The following is a 19,630-nucleotide window of genomic DNA, read 5'->3' as shown; positions in this document are numbered from 1 at the left end:
TTGGTCTAGCTTTGTGTCTGAGGCGATTGATCACGACCGGCTGTTTAAGGAACTTCTGAGCGTCTTTTTCATCGAGTTTCTTGAACTCTTCGCCCCCGATGTCGCTGCGCTGGTGGATCGAGGTTCGCTCGAATTTCTGGACAAAGAGCTGTTTCTTGATGTTGTGAGGGGTGAGCGCCGCGAGGTGGATTTGGTTGTGAAAGGAAGGTTTCGCGGACGGGACGCCTTCTTTCTTATTCACGTCGAGACACAGGCGACACGCCGTGCGGACTTCGCCGAGCGAATGTTTCTATATGGCGCGCGGCTCTATGAAAAACACCGCCTGCCGATTTATCCGGTGGCGGTGCTGTCGTGCGACGCGCCGCGCAGCCTTGAACCCGACACCTTCACGTTTCAGTTCGGTGAGCGGACGCCGCTCAAATACACCTTTCTGGTCGTACAGTTGAATCGCCTCAACTGGCGCGACTTTGTCAACCGTCCAAATCCGGTAGCGAGCGCCCTGATGGCGAAAATCGGGATGGCGGCGGAGGAACGGGTAACGCCATTTGGATTGTGGCGGCGTTCCGCCACAATCCAAATGGCGTTACAACCACTGTGGCCGCGCGGTAATCGCATCTTTCGGTGCAACCTTGGGCATCGCGGAAATTTTATGAGCAACTCTACTGCGCGGCACGCTTGTGAAGGCGAGCGCGTGTCGCCAGCCGGCCAGTTGCGCTATAGTCGGCGGGCAAGTTCTGCATAAGGATTCACCAGAATTCAACGATGTCGCTTGAAATCTTGGACTCGCCGCCAGCGGCGGCCGCGCACCCGCCGCTTTCCACGGAACAACTCCACGAAATCTACCATTACCTGAAGCTGACGCGCCTGCTCGAAGAGCGTCTGGTCAATCTCTACCGGCAAACCAAAGTCGTCGGTGGGCTGTACCGTTCGCTGGGACAGGAAGCGACGGCCGTCGGCAGCGCCTACGCGCTTGACAAGTCGAAAAACGACATGATTGCGCCGCTCATCCGCGACCTTGGCGCGATGCTGGTCATGGGCGCGACGCCGCGCGAGTTGCTCTTGCAGTACATGGCTAAGCGCGACAGCCCGACCCGCGGACGCGACCTACAGATTCACTACGCCGACTTACGGCGCGGCTTTATCGGCCCGATTTCGCACTTGGGCGACATGCTGCCGGTAATGTGCGGCGTCGCGCTGGCGTCGCGTCTCCGGCGTGAGCCGCGCGTCTGCCTTGTGTACATAGGCGACGGCGCATCCTCAACTGGCGCGTTCGCGGAAGGGATGAACTTCGCCGCCGTCCAGCGCCTGCCGGTCGTCGTCATCTTGGAAAACAACGGCTACGCCTACTCGACGCCGACAAGCAAGCAAACGGCGGTCGAGCGTCTGGTGGATAAAGCCGTCGGCTTCGGCGTGCGCGGCGAGCGCGTGGACGGCAATGACGTATTGGCGGTGTACGAGGTAACGCGCCGCGCTGTGGAACAGGCCCGCGAAGGCGGCGGCCCGACGCTTATTGAGGCGGTGACGTTTCGGATGAAAGGTCACGCGGAGCACGACGATCAAAGGTATGTTCCAAAGGAACTGCTTGAAGCTTGGGCCGCCAAAGACCCGCTGGCGCGCTATGAACGCTATTTGCTTGACAACGGACTAGCGACGCCGGCGGATTTGGACGCCATCACGAGCCGGATTGCCCGCCAACTCGATGAGGATGTCGCCTTCGCCGAAGCCAACCCGATGCCGGAGCCAAGCTCGGCGCTGCTGGACGTTTATGCTTCCGACGCCGCCCAAGGCGGGTGAAGATATCTATGGCCGTTGCTTGTCCATCCGTTTCGTTTCGCTCGGCGCCCCCGCTGGTCAGCCTAACGAAAGCTTTTCCGACGCCGTTCAAGAACGTCGTCGCCACGGCGAAGACCTGTTATTCGGCGCGCGGGATTGTCCGCGACGAGGACATTCGGGAAGGCTTTGAGCCGTTGGCGCGCAGCATCTACGCCGCCGGCCACCATACGACCTACCAGCACGCGCACTTTCAGTTCGCACTGGCAAACGTGTCGCGGCAGTTCATCTGGAGCTTCCTGCACGCGCATCCGTTCTACAACTCGGAGCAAGTAAGCCAGCGGTATGTGCCGGTCAAGCCCGGAACGTACTTTATTCCAGCACTCACAGGCGAGGCGCTGACCGTCTATGAGACGACAGTGGCGCGGCAATTTGCCGCTTACGAGCAGTTGACGGACATGCTGCGCCCAGTCGTGACGGCGGAGTACCTGAAGTTATTCTCGAAGCATGACCCGGCGCATCCCAAGGTGCGGAGCAAAATCACCAAGCGCGCCATGGAAGTCGCCCGCTACGTGTTGCCGGTAGCGACGTTTGCATACCTGTACCACACAGTGTCCGGCGTGACGTTGCTGCGGTACTGGCGGCTGTGCAACCAGTATGACGCGCCGGAGGAGACACGCGCGGTAGTGGGCGCGATGGTTGCGGCGCTGCTGGCGCACGACCCCCTCTACCAGACGGTGCTGGAGGAGCCGTTGCCGCCAGAGGCGCATCAGGAGTTTGTTTTTGCGGGCTGGGGCGCAGATGACGGCGCGCGGCGGGCGTTTCGGGAGGCGTTTGACGCCTCGTTGGAGGGGCGGGTGTCGCGTCTGGTGGACTGGAAGGCGCACAATGAAGAAGTCGTGGCGGCGACCGTCCGCGAAGTCTTGGGTTTGCCGCCGTCGGCGCTGACCGACGACGAGGCCATCGCGCTGGCGCTCGACCCGGCGCGCAACCGGCTGCTAGGAGAAAGCTTGAACTTGACGACGCACGGGAAGGTGACGCGCGCGCTCGTGCATGCGCATTACACCTTCCGCAAGAAACTCAGCCACACGGCGGATTCGCAGGATCAGCGCCACCGGATGACGCCTGCCTCGCGTCCGCTGCTGACTGGGCATTTGGATGTGGAACCAGACTACGAAACGCCGGCGCTCATTCGACTGGATGAGCGGGCGGAACGGTTTTACGGCGAGACGATGGCGCGCGTATGGGAGGCTGTCGGGCGTTTGAAGGCGCTGGGCGTCGCGGCGTCGGACGCGGCGTATCTGTTGCCGAACGCCGTCTCGATTCGCTTTACCGAGTCGGCGGATTTGCTCAACCTGCACCATAAGCACCGGATGCGCCTGTGCTACTTGGCGCAGGAGGAAATCTGGCGGGCTTCGGTCGAGGAGGCGCAGCAGATTCGCGCCGTCAATCCGCGCATCGGGCGCTGGCTGGCACCGCCGTGCGCGCAGCGCGCCGTGGCTGGGGCGCGTCCAATTTGCCCCGAAGGCGAACGTTTTTGCGGTGTCCGGGTCTGGAAGCTGAACCTCAACGAGTACCAGCGCACGTTCTAGGCTGCGGCGGAAGGCTTGGTTTGGCGCAGAATGGCCGGATTGGAGCAGCGCAGCCAGTCCGCCTGCCAGCCTCCTCAGAAGGCAAGCCGCGCACCGCGCAAAAACCATTGCTTGACAGGCTATGGTGAGGCGTCTATGTTCGGCGACTTGACCTTTACGGGAGCAAAAGATTTTTCTCTATGGCCATTGGCGTAAAGCTCACAACGACTCGCAACAAGAAAAAGGCTGAAGCGAAAGCCGCTGCGGCTCCAATGACGCCAGAGCGGGAGGAACTTCTTCGTCCGCTGGCTTTTGATCTTTTTCTCCAACGGATACGCCAAGCCATTGAAGACACTGACCTCCCACTCGTCAAGATTGGTCTGGCCGTACTGATTGTGGCGACGATTTCCGGCGGCGCCTACTGGTTTTACAGTTACAACCGGGCAAAGGGTGAGCAGGCTTTCGCAGAAGCGCTAGCGATCTACAACGCCGAAGTCAAAGAGCCGCCCAAGGAAGGCGAAGCTCCCAAGGAAGAAGACCCACCGATTCCGGGCAAGAAGACTTTTACGGACGAAAAGACCAAGTACACCGAAGCGGCGGCGGCTTTTGACCGGGCGGCCGCCTACGCTTCACAGAGCTTCATCAGTCGTTACTACGCGGCGCTGAGCCGGCTCAAGCTTGATCCCGCCCAAGGCATCAAGGAATTACGTGACCTTTCTGTAACGCCGGGCGCGGTCGGCCAACTGGCCACGTTGGCGTTGGCCGATGCTCTGGCGGCCGAAGGGAATGTAGATGAAGCCATTGAGCAGTACAAACGACTGCGCGAAAAACGTGACCAGGCCGGGGCAAACGCCGTCGTCTCACCGGAAGTCATTGCTTTTGCGCTTGGGAAGCTCTACGAAAGCAAGCAGGACACCGCCGCCGCCGCCAAAGAATATGCGATTGCGGCCAAATCGCGGAGCGTGGCGCTGCTTGGACAGCAGGCTTACCAGCGGCTGGCGGCGCTTGACCCGGAAATGGCCCGGCAGCTCCCCGAACCAAAGCTGGGCGATGACGATGCCTTCTGACGACCACTCCTTCTAAGGCGCATCCATTTGACGCAGCCGCCGCGCCCATGTCCAATCTTGTTTGGCGCGTCATCACGGCGCTTCTCGCACTCCCGTTGTTGTTCTGGAGCGTATGGCTGTCCACGCCGCTGCTCTTTGTCGGGCTGGTCGTCGTCGCCACGCTGCTTGGCTTGGTTGAGTACTTCCGCCTTGCCGAGAAACTTGGCTTCGCGCCTTTTACGGCGATTGGCGTCTGCGGCGTTCTGGGCGTTCATTTGCTCTTCTACGTGCGCGCGATTGAACTGCTACCGGCTTGGTTGGGCGTCTTGCTGGGCGCGACGATGGTGCAGGGCGTCCTGACGGAGCGTGACTTCAAGAAATCCCTACCCTCTCATGCCGCCACCCTACACGGCGTTGTTTATGTCGGCGTTTTGTGCGGGTTTCTCATCGGACTCAAACGACTCGAACCCGTCGAACTCGGCAGCCGCTTCCTGACGTTTTTCTTTGTGGTCATCATGGCGGGCGACATCACGGCGTACTTTGTCGGCCGCGCCTTTGGCCGGCACAAACTAGCACCGCTTGTCAGTCCGGGGAAAACCATTGAGGGCGCAGCCGGGAACGTCTTCGGCAGCCTGATAGCGGCCGTGGCGGTGCACTACTGGTTTTTCCCTGCGCTGCCGCTGACGCACGCCGTCGCTTTGGCGCTGGGCATGAACATCATCGGTCAGCTCGGCGACCTGTATGAGTCGCTCCTCAAACGCGGCGCCGGCGCGAAAGACGCCGCCGCCGTCCTTCCGGGCCACGGCGGTTTGCTCGACCGATTAGACAGTTTGCTCTTCAATGCACCGGTGCTTTATTACTACGCAAGGTACGGACTGCCGTCAGATTGAACACTCCCCAACACGCCGACGGTAGGACACACCAAATTCCGACGACGGCGACGTAAGCGTTACGCTGTGTCCCAATGATGGAACACGCATGAAACAATCCACACTGGTCGTTGGCGTGACCTGCCTTGTTATTGGCTTCTTTATTGGGTTCGCCTATACCAATAGTCGCAATCGGGAATTCATCCGCGAGCAGACGGAAAAAGCCCGCGCCGAAGCCTTTGCGGCAAACAACGCCTCGGCCGGCGGCCCCGGCGGAGCGGCGCCAAACGACGCCATTCATCGCAACCCCAACGTTGAGACCGCTATCGCGGAAGCCGCCGCCAAACGCAACGACTTTGAGACGCAGACGCGGCTTGGCGTCTTTCTGGCTGAAAACGGCCGGATCGCCGAAGCGCGTGAATGCTTTGAAGCGGCGGTCAAGCTCCGTCCCGACGACTGGCAGGCGCTAGCCATACTGGGTCGCCTCCTAGCGGCTGAAGCGAAGTACTCGGAAGCCGTAGCGCGCTTTGAGGCTGCTTACAAACTCCAACCCAACAATGCTCAGATTGTCGTCGGGCTAGCCAATGCTCTCTTTGACGCCAAACGTTACGAAGACGCCCAGAAGTGGTATGAGAAGGCGCTAACGTTGACGCCTAAGGATGTCAATGTCATCACAGACTTAGGCTTGACCTACTACTTCCGCCGGCCGCAGCAACTGGACAAGGCGATGGCGTATTTCAAGCAGTCGCTAAGTATTGACCCAAATCACATACTGACTATTCAGAACTACGCAGTGGCGCTGCTTGACGCCAACCGGATTGAGGAAGCTAAGCCGTTAGTGGCCAAGCTGGAACAACTTGCACCGCAGAATGAAATGCTGCCTGCCATCAAGCAGCGGCTGGCGCAAGCCAACACAACCGGCAACATTCCGCCGCACTAAACCCCAAAGCGCAGGCTGGTGAATCTTCCAACGACGTATGGCGTAGCCCGTCTAGATCGCAGTTCATGCCGCGAGTCGCTCCACGCAAGCGGAAACAGCTCTAACGCGGTACGGCGACGCGCCGAACAATAGCGGCAATGATCTCATCCGGGGTTACGCCGTCAATTTCGGCCTCCGAACGCAACACGATCCGATGACGCAACGCTGGGGCGGCGACCGCCTTGACATCATCCGGTGTCACAAACGACCGGCCGTCCATAGCGGCGTGCGCCTTCGCCGTCAGAAGAAGCGCCACGGCCGCACGCGGACTCGCTCCCCACGTCAAGTTCGGCGCGGCGGGTGGGCGCGTATTGCGAATGATGTCCACGATGTAACGTCGGACGCCTTCCTCGGTAGCGACATCCCGAACCGTTGCCCGACACTGAAGAATCACGCTGACATCCGGCAGACTTTCCAGCGGTACGGCGTCGAGCCGACGGACATTGAAGCCGGTGTTCCAGTTGGCGACGACCTGCAACTCTTCCTCCAGCGTGGGGTAGTCCACCAGAATCTTCAGCAGAAAGCGATCCAGTTGGGCTTCGGGAAGCGGGTATGTGCCCTCGTACTCAATCGGATTCTGCGTCGCCAGCACCATAAACAACGGCGACATGCGATGGGTTTCACCGTCCACCGTCACCTGCCGCTCTTCCATGGCTTCCAGCAGGGCGGATTGCGTCTTGGGCGGCGTCCGGTTGATTTCATCGGCAAGCAGCAAATCCGTAAAAACGGGGCCGGGCCGGAAGGTAAACAAGCCGGTTGCCGTGTTGTACACGTTGGTTCCGGTCACATCCGCCGGCATCAGGTCGGGCGTGAACTGGATTCGATTGAAGTCCGCACCGATGACGCGCGCCAGCGTTTTGACCATGAGGGTTTTGGCCGTACCGGGCGGACCTTCGAGCAGGACATGGCCTTCAGCAAATAGCCCAATGAGGATTTGGTCAATGACGGCGTCCTGACCGACGACGACGAGATGCAGTTGCCGCCGGATGAAGTCGGCGACTTCCTGCACGGATAGGGTCATGACGGGAAAACACTTCCTTTCTTGCTAATGGTTAAGGGTTGCGCCTAGAACGTCGCCCTACAGGTCATCCGTCTCCAGCCCAAGCGCGCGCAGCCGCTCCGCCAACCGACGCGCCTGCGCTTCCGCCGCCTCCGCGCGCCGCCGCTCAGCGTTCGCACGCTGTCGTTCCACTTCCAACAACCGCCGCGCCTCCAACGCTTCCTCCTGCGCCTGCGCCAAGCGCGCCAACTCCTCCTGCACCACCTCCTCCGGTGACGGCGGCGACAATAGGCTTTCCACCGGCGTCACAAACCCTTCCAACACCCGCGAGCGCAACGTTCCCCCAGGCCGCAACACCTCTTCGACATACTTCCCATCCTGCCCAAACGCCAATGCCCTCATCTGCCGCCGCCGATCTATCACCCAGTACTCCGGTATCCCGCACCACTCATACTCGGCGCGCTTCTCGTCGTAGTCCTCTCGCCAGTTCTCGCTCGTCACCTCCACCACCAACCGCATTGGCTCTCCAAGCCGCAGCACCGCCGCCCCGCCCTCCCGCAACAACCACTCCCAAACTACCGCGTCGTACACCGCAATATCCGGCAACCGCGATGTGTCCACCTCCGTCTGCACCCCGGCGTTAACTCGCACTACATACGGCAGCCCATGTCGCGCCACATGCCGCAACAACACTCCAGCCGCATAGCTCACCACCAACTCGTGTTCCGCAGGCGGATTCGCCATCGGTACCAAAAGCCCGCGCACCAACTCGTAGCGCATATCCGTTCCGTCGTCATAACGCAGGTACTCTTCAAACGTCATCCGACGTTCAGCTGTCGAAGCCGCCGGCGTGTGCGTCATGGCTACCCCTTCCGCTCGTCAGAACGTCACGCCACATCTTGAGCAACCGCCCTCGTCATGTCGCTTCCCTTACCGAAGCTCACCGAGCATATCGGAAAAACTCAAATCGCTGGTCGGCGGCAAGCTGAACAAGGTTCGCAACACCGGCCGCCCTTCCAAACTCCGCCGAACTTCTGCAAGCAGACGTTCGGCTTCTTCTACGGTCGGCCTCGTGTCAGCCAAATCACGCAAAGCCTGAGCGAAGCGAAGCGCCAGTTCCTCATCCCGCTGCGCCAGCGCCGCCGCCGTCAAACGCGCCAACGTTTGGCGCTGTTCCGTCAGCCGCGCCGTACGTTGCTCGTGCTGCGCTGACACATACAGCGCCGCCGGCAGGGGTACGACCGGCTGCTGATAAACCACGCTGGGGAGACTGGACAGCCCGCTGCCTTTTGCCGCCTGTAGATTGCGCGCCAACGCCGTCGCCGTCCCCACGCGGTTGGCGGCCAGCGCCGCGCGAATGACATCTGCGCGGTCGGAGGACTGACCTTCTCGAACGGCCTGCATGTACATTTGCATAGCCTGTTCGGGACGATTGGTTTGTTCCAGAAATCGGCCGTAAGCCAGACGGGCCACTGTGGCGTAGGGCATCAGCGCCGCCCGTTCAAAGGTCTTTTGCGCTTCGGTTGTTCGTCCGGCGGCGTCTTGAAGCGCCGCTATGATGGTCAGCGTTTCCGCGTCCTCTCCCGCCGCGCCGCTCACCGGTATGTCCGCCGCACCCTGCCGGCGTACAATGTCAGCAAGCTGCTTGAGGCCAAACAGGCGCGCTTCCAAGGTCAGCCGCCGATCCAGCGCCAGCTCATAAAGCTGCTTGGCGGCGGCTCCGAGGTCGCCCAGACGCGCGCTGATGCGAGCCATTTCAACCCGATTTTCAGCGTCGCCCGGCGTACGCTGGTGGAGACGACGACGCCATATGAGAGCTTGCTCATAAGCGCCGTACTTCGCGGCCAACGTCGCCGCATCGGACAGCGCCTGCAGCGTTCCTTCACGCTCGACAAACTGTTTGAGCCGCCCCAGCGCCGCTTCCGTTTGCCGACGCATGAACTGCGCTTCAATCTGTCCCAGCACCGTCGCCGGGCTGTCATCCTGCAGAATGCGCAGCCGGTAGTAAGTTTCCAAAAAGGCGACAGCCTCCTCCGTCCGGCCTTCATTGAGGAGCAGGTGGTAGGCATGCTGCGCCCGTTGACTGGCGTCCGGGGCTTTGGCGTCACGGTCGGATTCCGAATCAGATTCCGAATTATTCGACGGCGGGGCCGGCGCGGCGACAAAGCGCCGTAATCGTTCCACGGCCGCCGCAACGCGGCCGGTGCGCAGTTCCACCGCCGCTTGCGCCATGACCAACCATTCCGGCTCAATCATGAACGCCTCTGGGTTAGCGATATACGTATCCGGCGGCGCGTCTTCACGCATGCGGCCGAAAAGCGTTTGCCGGAGCGCCGCCATCGCCTGCAGTTCGCGTTCCGCTTCCGTATAGGCCTTTGAAGCCACAAGCTGCTCCGCCCAAGCCTGCTGCACTTTAGACAGCGCGTCCGCCAACGTACCGCCGTCGGCAAGGTCTTCGGGGATGCCCTCATCATAGAGGTCATACTCCCCGCGCGAGTACGCATTCAGGATTTGCTGGGCGAGTTGCTCACTCACCAGCCGGTACAAGGGCAACCGGGCGCGAACCGGCAGCATCTCCGTCAACGTTAGTTGCAGACCCAAGGTGAAAGCCTCTGGGACCGCCGCTGTGACGCGCGTCAACAACGCGACCATCGCCGCCTCGGAAGCGGCGTCGCGGCGGGACAGCGCCGCCAGCAGAGCGACCAAAGACTCGTATGCCTCCGGGCGGGCGCGCTCGCGCAGCTTACGAACAAGGTACGTTTCAACCGGCGGCAGCGCCTCGTTCAGCAGGCCATAGTCGGCAAGCACCGATAAAAAGGTCAGATATGGCTTCAGCGCATCGCGCTTCCCTTCCAGCATCCGCCGCCAGACGCCCAACGCAGCCGTGCGATCGCCCATTTCGTACAGCGCCGCGCCTTCAGCGGCGAGAGCTTCCGGGTCTTCCGGGGCTAGTTCGCGCGCCAGCCGTGCATGCTCCAACGCCTCCGGGTAACGCTTGCGCGCCCGCAGGAAGTTCGACAACGCCGTTTGCGCCGTCGCCGAGCGCGGCGCGGCTTCGGTTTCGGCCGTCAAGAAGCGCAAAGCATCAGCGGCCCGTGCGTCATCCAGCGTGAGCCAAATCCCGTAGTTGCGCGCCGTACGAAACCAGTCTTCACCAACGACTTCTGCCGCCGGGTCTGGTTTCCGGTTGGCTTGTTCGCCGATTGGACGAATGCCCAGCGCCTGCCGGTACAAGGCTTCGACTTCCGGCGACTGGTTGCGGAAGTACAGCTCAAGCTGCGCCAGACGTGCCTTTTGCCACGCGCCCGACTGTCCAGCGTTTTCAATCGCCGTTTGCGCCAACGCCTGCTCACGGACGGACACAAGGAAGTTGATGAGCTGAAGTTGGTACGGTGAATACGCGGCGGCCAACTTCTGAAGCGCAGCGCGGTCGCCCTGCCGATAAAGCAACTGTAGGAAACGCCCCACCAGCGGGTCTTCGTCAGTCGCCAACGCTCCAGTGCGCCGCCAATAATACTGCTCCAGCGCCGTCCGCTCAGCTACTACATCCCCCACGTTGCGGCAGAAATCAGCCCGCGCGGCTGTAAAATCAAACGTTCCGGGAAAACGGTCGCGTGCTTCTTCAGCCGCCAACAACCTGAGCGCGGCGGGCGTATCGAGACGCGCTTCATAGAAAGCCAACAGCGACCGCAACGCGCCGATGTAGGCTTGATCGTCAGCCGACCGCCGCGCCGCATATGCGGCATCCTTGGCGCGGATCAGCGATGTTTCACAGGCTCGGTACAGACCCGCGTTGGCGGCAAGACTGGTCAACCGCTGGAAGTCGGCCGAATTAACCTCCGCCCGCGTCAAACGCTGCGTCACGGCGTCATCTAACTGCGCCAGTTGAGCCGCCGTCGCATAATCGCGCAGCACCTTGGGGAACAGCTCCCGACGCACCTTGTAATCCAGTTCATATCGCCTGTTCGATAGGACGCCGTTTTGCGGGGCTTTGGCCAGCGCCGTTTCCAACATTTCGAGCTTACTCAACGCAGCGACCGCCGATTCACGGTAAATCACCGTACGCAACCAACCGGCGACGATGCCTTCATCAAAAGCTTCCGTCGCAGGCGAGGCCATGACGCGCGCAAAGCCCTCATCGTAAAAACCGCCGGCTTCGGCGACAAAACCCGCTTCCAGCAAGGTTTCACCGGCCGAAAAATAAACCTCCGCCGACAGTCGCTTGCGCTTCAAAAATGACTCGCGCAACGCGGCGACGGCTTGCTCCGGCTTTCCTTGATCGAGATACACCTCCGCCGTCGCCGCCGCCCAGTTCGGATTTTGCGGGTCGAGTTCCGCCGCTCGCTTCAGTACGGCGAGCGCGTCATCATAACGTCCGGCCTGACGGTAAAGAGCGGCGAGCCGTTCCCTGAAATCACCGCGCTGCGGTTCATTGACAATCGCCTTGGCGTACTGCTCCGCCGCGCCGCCGATGTTCCCTTGAAACCGATACACCTCTGCTAGTACGACGTTCCAGCGGTAGTTGCGGTCGGCTTTGGTCGCCAAGTCCACGTAGTAGCGCGTCAGGCGCTCCAAAAGGTTGTATTGCTCGGCGTACCGCAGCGCCAAGCGCAGCCGCGCGTCATCCTCCGGCTCACGGTTGATGAGTTCAATGTACTGGTCAATGGCTTCTTCGTGCCGGCCAAGGCTTGTCAGAACTTGGATATAGCCCTTGCGGAATTCAAACTCATTCGCGCCGGCAGCCAAGGCGGCGAGACCTTGCTTGTACAGCGCCGCCAAGTCCTCGTTGCGACCGGTTTCTCCCAGCAGATTGGCCAACTGCGTAAACGCCTCAGTGTCAGTTGGGTTGGCGGCGTACCACTCACGCAGCGTTTGTTCCGCCTCAGCCGTCCGGCCGGCCTCGCGCTGCCGCTTCGCCAGCTGAAGCGTCAGCGTCCGACGGTAGTCGCCGACGGCGATGTCGCGCGATTGGCGCGCCAGCATTACGGCTTTGTCAATCGCCCCCAAACGGCCATAGAAACGCTCGACTTCCTGAACGACGCCAAGGTTGGTAGGGTGGTCACGCGCTATGGCGTCAAGCGTTTGCAAGGCGTCGTCGCGCTGGTTGCGGGTCTCAAAAAAGGCCGCCAGTTGCAGCCGATACTTGATGTTTTCGCGTTCGTCGCGCGCCAACGCAACCATCCGCTCCAACACTTGACGTTCATCTCCGGCGCGGCCGGCGGCGCGAAACTCGTCCCGAACGGCTTCGAGAAACGGGATGTCGTCCCGTTGGGCGGCTTCGCGCGCCAGCAACGCAAAGGCGGCGTCCTGCCGCTCGGCCGCCTTCAAAAAGTCGGCGTAGCCAAGGATGAGCGCCGGCGTGCTTTGTTTGGCCAACCGCGCTCGGAACGCCGCTTCGATGCGTCCCGGAAAGCCTTTGCGCCGGGACAGTACGGCGAGCCGTTCAATCACCTTGGCGCGTTCGGGGCCGGCGACGGCCAACGCCGCCATGTACTCGGCCAACGCCAAGTCGCGCTGCTGACGCTCCTCATACAGTGCGCCAAGCTGGTAGGCGTAGAGCGTGTCGTCGCCCGACCGTTCACGCAGCGCCCGCAGTGTTCGTACGGCGTCGTCATAGCGGTAGTAGTCCCAGTAGAGCGTCGCCAGTTCGAGGTACGCCTCCGGGTCGCCGGGCGCGCGGCGGACAATCTGCTCCCAGTAGGTCTTCGCGCCGTCCCAGTCCCCACTTTCAGCCCGAATCTCGCCAGCCAGCGTCAGAAAGCGATTTTCCGTCGGATGGACGGCCGCCAACTTCGCCCACAACTGCGCGGCTTCGTCACGCGCGGTGGGCTGCACGGAGGACAGTGAGCGCAGCAGCGTCGCCAGCCGTTCGGCGTAGTACGTCTCGCCGGGATACATCGCGGCCAGTTCCCGATACGCCTCAACCGCCTCTTCGTGCCGGGACAGCCAGAGTGCGGCGTCGGCGGCGAACTGCCGATGGGCGACGCCGGCCTGCGACTTGGCCGCCGCATAGCTTGCCGCCAGCCGGTTGTTCTCGGAGAGATACGCCAAGTATTCACTGCGCAGAGACGGATCGGCGAAGTAGTACCGACCGGCGAGCCGCGCCCACTCCGCCATCCGGTTCGTCGCGCGGTAGGCGTTGAGCATCCCGCGCACGAAAAACAGGTTGGTCGGAAAGCGATCATGCGCAAAACGGAAGAGTTGCAGGTACAGGCGGGCGTCGTTGTCGTTGTCGCTAAGCTGAACGTCCGCGAAAAAAGCCTCCAAGTAGGCTTGTAAGTCCTCATCATCCAGGGTGGCCGCCAGTTGACGCGAGTACTCGGCGAACGCCGCCCGGCGGTCATTGCGGACAAACCACCGCGCCAGCCGATGCCGCCACGTGTTGTCGCCAAAACGCTGCACTGCCTGCCGGTACGCTTTGAGCTGTTCATCCACGAGGCTTTGCTGCCCAAGCCAACGCAACAACCGCTCGTACAAACCTTCCTCGCGGGGGTGCTTTTTGATTTCACCGTAGAGAAAAGCTAGCGTTGGATTTGGCCCGGTCGGGGTCGCTTTGTCGGCCGTTGTCTTTGTCTCAGCAGCGAAGCTGGCGATGACGCGCTCCAGTACCGAAGCGTAGGTCACAGCCGCTTTTGGCTCCACCCTGTCGCCCAGATAGTTGGTCGGATAGTCGTAATCCTGAAAGGCGTCTTCTTCATCGTCGGCGTCGGGATCAGTTGGGTCATAGACTTGGTAAGCGGGGCGCAACCTGCCTTGCCTAGTTGCGCCGTCCGGCGTCGGCATGTCGGGCGTGAATACCCAGCGCCGGGATGAAACCGGCAGCAATGGCGTCCCAGCTGGCTTATGGGCGGCTAACCAATCCAAGAGCGCTGTCAGACGCCGCCGTTCGGCGTCACGGCGTCCGAGACGCGCCTCCGCTTCAGCGACTTGTACAGCAACGGCCGCGTAGTCGGGCGACTCAGGGAAGGCGCGCAAAAACTCGTCCCCCAGCCGAATTACGGTTTCAAACTCGTTCATGGCGGCGAAAGCTTTGAGCAGTTCCACATGAAGCGCTGGCAGTCGCGCCGAGCGGGGATACTCCGTCTGAAGCGCGACGAAAAAGCGATAGGCCAGCGCCCGATTGAAATAGGCCGCCGCCGACCGATTCGCCTGGGCATATTCGCGGGGGATGTTGTTGCCGGCCAGAATGAGCGACAGGATGCCGTTGAGAAAGCCCGCGCCGCGGTCAACTTGGGCAATGTCGGCGTAAAGGGATAGGTCGCCGGCGCCGAGCGTCGTACCCGCCTCACGCTCACCCGCTTCGAGCAACGCCGTAACGAGTTTCGCCAACGTCGCTTCGCGCTCCGGCGAACCGGGCGCGTTCCCGCCTGTCACATGCAGCGAGTAGAGAAACCGCGCACCAAGGTCGTACTGTCCGATGTTCATACACATCACGGCGGCGCGGTCGAGTTCGTCGCGCGACCAGCCGGTTTTTTCGCGGCGCTTTTCAAGTTCGATCAAGGTTTGCTCGGCCGCTGTCAGGTTGCCCTCGTACGCGAGGACGTTGAACAACCGCGCCGCCGTAGCAAAATCCGTTGCGCCCTTACGGAAGCGTTCTTGGAGCTGACGGCGGTAGGTTCGGTAACGGCCGTAGCGGCGCAGGAGGTCATACCAGTCCCGTACGATGGCGCGCGGCCAGCACGGATCAAAGGCTTGGTCATAAACAGCCCCAGCGGCGTCGCGTTGGCCGCGCTTGTCGTACACCTCAGCCCGCAGTTTGAGAAAGTGGCGCGCTTCCTCCGGATATTTGGGCTGCCATTCATCAAGCGCCCGGAGTGCGTCATCGAGTTTGCCGTCGGCGACCAGTCGCTCAAGGTAATGTTTCAAAAAGACCACATCCTGCGGCCGCTGCTCGATCAGTCGGCGGTACAAGCCGGCGACATCCACGTTGGTCAGCCCGCGTTTCTGAACCAGTTCGGCGATGCGGTCGGCGACGGCGGTGCGCTCAGCGGCGGAGGGGGTCAGGAGGGCGAGCCGTTGCAACGTGCGCACCTCATCGGCGTAGAGGCCGCGTCCGTGGTAAAACGCCGCTAGCCGCCGTAAACCGTCTGCGCCTTCCGGCTGTAGATTTGCGTACCGGATCATCAACTGCACGGCTTTGGGTATGTTTCCCAGATATTCATTCAGCCGTGCGCCGTAGCGTAGAAGCCGCACATCGGCCGGGTACTTTGCTTGCAGGGCGGCGACGGCGGCTTCGGCTTCAGCGAAGGGGCGGGGTACGAGCGTCGGCGCGCCCAAAAAGGTTTCCGTGACGTAGAGAGCGTCGCGCAGTTCCTGCGGCGTCGCCCGATTGGCGTCGGTTGTCGCCGGCGTCGGCTTCTTAGGCGCGGCGGGCGTTGTTTTTCGAGCCGGCGGCTGGGATCGAGCCTGAGTGTTCACCCACCAAGGCGGGGTGGTCAGGGTCATGGCGAGTCCGGCGACAAGGCCAACACACGCCACACAAGCAAGCAGCCATCCCACCGGCTGCACGTAACGCACACGATTCATTGGCAAGCACCCCGTAAGACGAGCAGAACCTAGACAGGCGTGTTTCTCTTGTAGCGCTTTGGCTGAAAAAAACGCTGCCCCTTCGGCATCCAAAGCGCAGAGCCGCATTTTGCTGAAAAGCCTCGCGGCAGGCAAAAGAAAAGCGGCGCGCCAAGTGGCGACGCCGCTCGAAAAAACATGCAATTTTCGGGAATGCTAAGGCCGCGCTATGCCGCTGCTGGCGGTCGAGGGCGCTGCTTCAGCCCGGCGCTTGACGACCCCATTCGGCGTCGGGGTAAACGCAATGCGCTGGCGACGAAAATCTATCTCAATCCGGCAGTGCGCGAGGAAATCGCCGCCTAGGATTCCGCTCTGTTCAAAACCAGAAGACTCATTCAAGCGTCGCATATCAATGACCGGCAGCCGCACGTCCTGCTGAACAAGATCATAGACGCGCAGGGTATTGACCCGTAGGATAGGCACTTGCTCTGCTGCGCCGGCCGCACCGACAATGCGAACGCTCTGATTCGGCAGGATTTTAGACTGCCAGTCATGCCGCTCAACGACGGATCGGTCAATGACCGAGGCGCTCGCCCCCGAATCAAAGATAAAGTTGAGGATTTGCCCGTCGTCAAGTTGTGTTTCAAGGCTGATAAGGCCACTTTCCGTCAGGCGAAACGGCAAGCGGGTAGTGCCTTGGTCGGCGGTCATGTCAGTGACTTCCTTGGGCGACGCATCGCGCGGCGCATAGCGCAACCCCAAGGTACGTTGCGGGTAGTCAAGCGTCAGGTTGAAATCGGCCAGCGTCGAAAGCCCCAGAAAACCATCCACTTTGGCGCCGTTCTCCGTCAGGCTCTGAATGTCGCGCAGATAAACCGGCACAGTGCCAAGCTTGATTGGGCCAATTTCAAGCGACTTAAGCACGCCGTACACAATCGGGAACATCCCACTACCGCCCACAGCGCGGGCATATCCGCCGGCCGCCACCGGCCGGACGCCGATTTTCTCCGCCGTTTCATTGGAAATCACACAGGCGCTAGCCCCGGTATCGAGGACGAAGTTGAACGGCCCCTTCCCGTTGATACGCACGCTGAGATGCGGCCGCCGACCTCGGAGTTCAAAAGGGAGCGCTACATCGGCGTGGGCATGGACGACATTGATCCGCGACGTGCCCAGATAGCTGTAGAAACGAATGACGCCCTCAATCCGCTCACGACGCTCCGTGTCGGTTCTGGGAGCCAAGCGTAGAAAATTGCGCAGCGATTCGGCGGCGAGGTGGAAGTTTTCCAACCGCGAAGCGATGCGGGCGGCCAGCAGGTAGTAATCCGCCTCTTCCGGGTTCTCGTTGATCGCCGCTTCAATCAACTGCGCCGCCAACTGAAGCTGGTTTTCATAGCAAGCCAGTTCGGCGATTCCTGCAAGAGCGACAGGGTTGTTGCGCTTGAGCGCCAAAGCCGCCTTGAGAGCGTCGAAACCGTCCCGGAACAACCCGGCGCGGATAAGGGCCACACCCGACAGGGCCAGCGCCTCGTCATGTTTTGCAGGCGACTCAAGCAGTGGACGAAGCTCTTGATAGGCCTCGGCGTGACGACGGCTCTTGAGAAGCGTCATCGCCAAACCGCACCGCGCCTGCGTCGCGTTGGCGTCTAATGCGAGCGCCTGACGGTAGGCTTGTTCGGCGGCGTCCAACTCACCATTGCGCAGCAGCTTGCGCCCCTGCTTGACGAGATTGGAAACTTGACGACGCGCTTCAGACGCCTCATCACCACCCACCGCTACAGGAGCGCCGAACGCTAGCGCGCCGCCGCCCACTAAACAAATCGCCAGCCACAGCACCGCGTGTCGGTACGTCGTCTTTTCAAACCACGTCCGTCCAAGCCACCGAACCACGTACAACAAGCCCGCCATGACCTCATCCCCCGTAGTCAATCTGAGACAGAAATCAATCACCGTCAGGCACAAGACAGGCGCTGTGTTTGTTCTTGGCCCGCTTGGTGAGCGGCGATCAACGTCAGCGCCAAAGACCGTTAAACGTACGGCCGATTCGGCACGAAGCGCGCTACGCACGCCGGAAAAAAGCAAAAGAGACGACCACGTTGACTTTTTTTGGCTATGTTGTTTGCGTGCCGCCGATTATAGTCTCAACAAGCGCTAAATGCAAAAAGCGCGCGCAAGGATTTTCCGACTGCACTGCTTCCGCCCCTACAAAGCCCCGTGCCACCTTTTGGCGATGCGGCGGCGGTTGTTTTGCCCTCATGGGCCATAATAGCTACAGTGGCGTCTACGCCCTTATGTCGCCTGATCGAAGGGATTCATGTTGTAATGCTTTGCCCTGAATGCCAGACCGAAGCTGCGCCGGGCGCTAAGTTTTGCCGGAACTGTGGCGAGCAACTGCCGGATACGACACCGCCGGCTGCTGTTGGGATGGTCGGCGACGCGGCATCGCCGTCTTTCTCGGCAGGTGAGCATGTCGTCGCTTCCTTGGTTTCGCCGCTCAAGCCGCCGGAAGCCTTCAAAACCGTTGTGGAGCAAGCAGTGACGCCCCTAGCGCCGCCAGAGGCATTCAAGACGGTTGTTAGTCCCACTGCTCCTGAAACGACCGCTCCGTTTTTCGGAACGCCGCCGACTGTTGCGACGCCGCCGGCTGGGGAACAGGTTGAAACAACCGACGACAGCAGCGGCAATCGTTTTGTCTACGCGATGCTGGCCTTGGCCGTTCTGGGGTTTCTTGCCGGGTTGGCGATGTTCCTTGCCGTGTATGTTTTTGGCGAGAAACCCAATCTCCACTCGCCATCTTCCGACGCAACATCACCAGCGCCGCAAACCGTGCGCACTGAGACGGAGATTCTTGACGCTTCCATCAAAAGCATTGAGCTGTGCGGCTTTCAGACGCTGCCCAGTGAACTGAACCCTTTCGATTCGCAAACCATCGCTAAAGCCTTTCCGGCGGGCGTTCGCCTGATCGCTGTGCGCATTAGGGGTAAGCTGCAAAAAGCTGGCGACGGCCAAACAAGCGATTATCAGGTTATTTGGCGGCGGGCTGAATCACCGGCGCCGCTGATGGCGCAAGCCATTCAGTCCGCTAGCGAAAACCAACCGATCATCCGACTGCTTTACTGGCAGGATGGTAAACCGTTGCCGGCAGGAGTGTATGTTGTCGAGGTGCGGGATGGCGACCGCCTCCTAGCGCGGGACTATTTCACAATCGGCGTCACGACTAGCCAGAAGTAGGCGCAAACCCATTCGATACATCGTTGGGTGCGTTGCGGGTTAACTTGTCGCGGCGCGCAGCTCACTTAACGCCGAACCAAGCACCCGCGCCGATGAGCGCAGCAACAGCAACACCAAACCCGTCGCCGTGATGAGGTCTGGCCAAGCCGATTCGGTCAGCCACACCAAGCCGGCCGCCGCCAGCACAGATATGTTCGCCGTCACATCGTTGCGCGAACATTCCCACACGGAACTCATGTTGATGTCTTCCCTCCTGTGCCGCCATAGCAACCACAAGCAGGTTCCATTTGCCGCCAAGCCAAGCAGCGCAAACACACTCATGACTTCAAACAGTGGCGCGTTTGGGTTGAGCAAATGGTGAACGATCCGCCCTGCCACAACCGTCGCCGCCAAGAAGATAAGACCGCCCTTGAACAAGGCGACGCGCGCTTTGGCGGCACGGTCGCGCGACACAACGTAGAGGCTCAGGCCGTAGGTCAAGGCGTCGCCTAGGTTGTCGAGACCTTCAGCCAGCAGCGCCGTCGAGCGACCATAGAGCGCCGCACCGACTATCACCCCAAACATGACAGTGTTGATGGTCAAGGCAATTTGCAGCGTCCGGCGCTGACGTCCATACAGCGCTTCCGAAGCGCAATCATGCTCGCAATACACACCCATTT

At 61.1% G+C, this 19,630-nt stretch carries 12 protein-coding genes; 7 read left to right on the top strand and 5 right to left on the bottom strand.

Annotation, left to right across the window (positions count from 1 at the left end):
- Positions 1-13 precede the first annotated feature (13 nt).
- The 6 genes from NZ585_06950 (at position 14) to NZ585_06925 (ending at position 6,196) form a co-directional block, all read left to right on the top strand.
- Positions 14-742, top strand: a complete 729-nt coding sequence (locus tag NZ585_06950; GenBank protein ID MCS7079772.1) for a hypothetical protein — start codon at positions 14-16, stop codon at positions 740-742.
- Between the two features lie 20 nt (positions 743-762).
- Positions 763-1,794 (top strand): thiamine pyrophosphate-dependent dehydrogenase E1 component subunit alpha, encoded by a 1,032-nt coding sequence (locus NZ585_06945; protein MCS7079771.1) that lies wholly within the window; start codon positions 763-765, stop codon positions 1,792-1,794.
- Positions 1,795-1,802: 8 nt separating this feature from the next.
- On the top strand, positions 1,803-3,362 hold the full coding sequence (locus NZ585_06940) for an FAD-dependent thymidylate synthase (GenBank protein ID MCS7079770.1): 1,560 nt from the start codon (positions 1,803-1,805) through the stop codon (positions 3,360-3,362).
- A gap of 179 nt (positions 3,363-3,541) precedes the next feature.
- Positions 3,542-4,408, top strand: a complete 867-nt coding sequence (locus NZ585_06935) for a hypothetical protein (GenBank protein ID MCS7079769.1) — start codon at positions 3,542-3,544, stop codon at positions 4,406-4,408.
- A gap of 47 nt (positions 4,409-4,455) precedes the next feature.
- Positions 4,456-5,277 carry a phosphatidate cytidylyltransferase gene (locus tag NZ585_06930; GenBank protein ID MCS7079768.1) on the top strand — a complete coding sequence of 274 codons (822 nt, stop codon included), beginning with the start codon at positions 4,456-4,458 and terminating at the stop codon, positions 5,275-5,277.
- 88 nt (positions 5,278-5,365) lie between these two features.
- Positions 5,366-6,196: a tetratricopeptide repeat protein gene (locus NZ585_06925; protein ID MCS7079767.1), complete on the top strand. Its 831-nt coding sequence runs from the start codon at positions 5,366-5,368 to the stop codon at positions 6,194-6,196.
- 100 nt (positions 6,197-6,296) lie between these two features.
- On the opposite strand, the gene NZ585_06920 is transcribed toward NZ585_06925, so the two are convergent.
- The 4 genes from NZ585_06920 to NZ585_06905 form a co-directional block, all read right to left on the bottom strand.
- Entirely contained in the window at positions 6,297-7,256 is a 960-nt protein-coding gene (locus tag NZ585_06920) for a MoxR family ATPase (protein ID MCS7079766.1), read from the bottom strand.
- Between the two features lie 57 nt (positions 7,257-7,313).
- Positions 7,314-8,096 (bottom strand): Uma2 family endonuclease, encoded by a 783-nt coding sequence (locus NZ585_06915; protein MCS7079765.1) that lies wholly within the window; start codon positions 8,094-8,096, stop codon positions 7,314-7,316.
- Positions 8,097-8,165: 69 nt separating this feature from the next.
- A complete protein-coding gene (locus NZ585_06910; GenBank protein ID MCS7079764.1) occupies positions 8,166-15,761 on the bottom strand; it encodes a tetratricopeptide repeat protein in 7,596 nt (2,531 codons plus the stop codon).
- A gap of 195 nt (positions 15,762-15,956) precedes the next feature.
- Positions 15,957-17,648 carry an aspartyl protease family protein gene (locus NZ585_06905; protein MCS7079763.1) on the bottom strand — a complete coding sequence of 564 codons (1,692 nt, stop codon included), beginning with the start codon at positions 17,646-17,648 and terminating at the stop codon, positions 15,957-15,959.
- Between the two features lie 414 nt (positions 17,649-18,062).
- Between NZ585_06905 and NZ585_06900 the strand changes: the two genes are divergently transcribed.
- Entirely contained in the window at positions 18,063-18,971 is a 909-nt protein-coding gene (locus tag NZ585_06900) for a hypothetical protein (protein MCS7079762.1), read from the top strand.
- Positions 18,972-19,010: 39 nt separating this feature from the next.
- Here NZ585_06900 and NZ585_06895 read toward each other — a convergent pair whose 3' ends face one another.
- Positions 19,011-19,628, bottom strand: a complete 618-nt coding sequence (locus NZ585_06895; protein ID MCS7079761.1) for a cation transporter — start codon at positions 19,626-19,628, stop codon at positions 19,011-19,013.
- Between the last annotated feature and the right edge of the window lie 2 nt (positions 19,629-19,630).

Origin of the sequence: Chloracidobacterium sp., assembly GCA_025057975.1 — a bacterium.
Lineage (GTDB): Bacteria > Acidobacteriota > Blastocatellia > Chloracidobacteriales > Chloracidobacteriaceae > Chloracidobacterium.
This window is presented reverse-complemented; position numbering and strand designations above follow the sequence as displayed.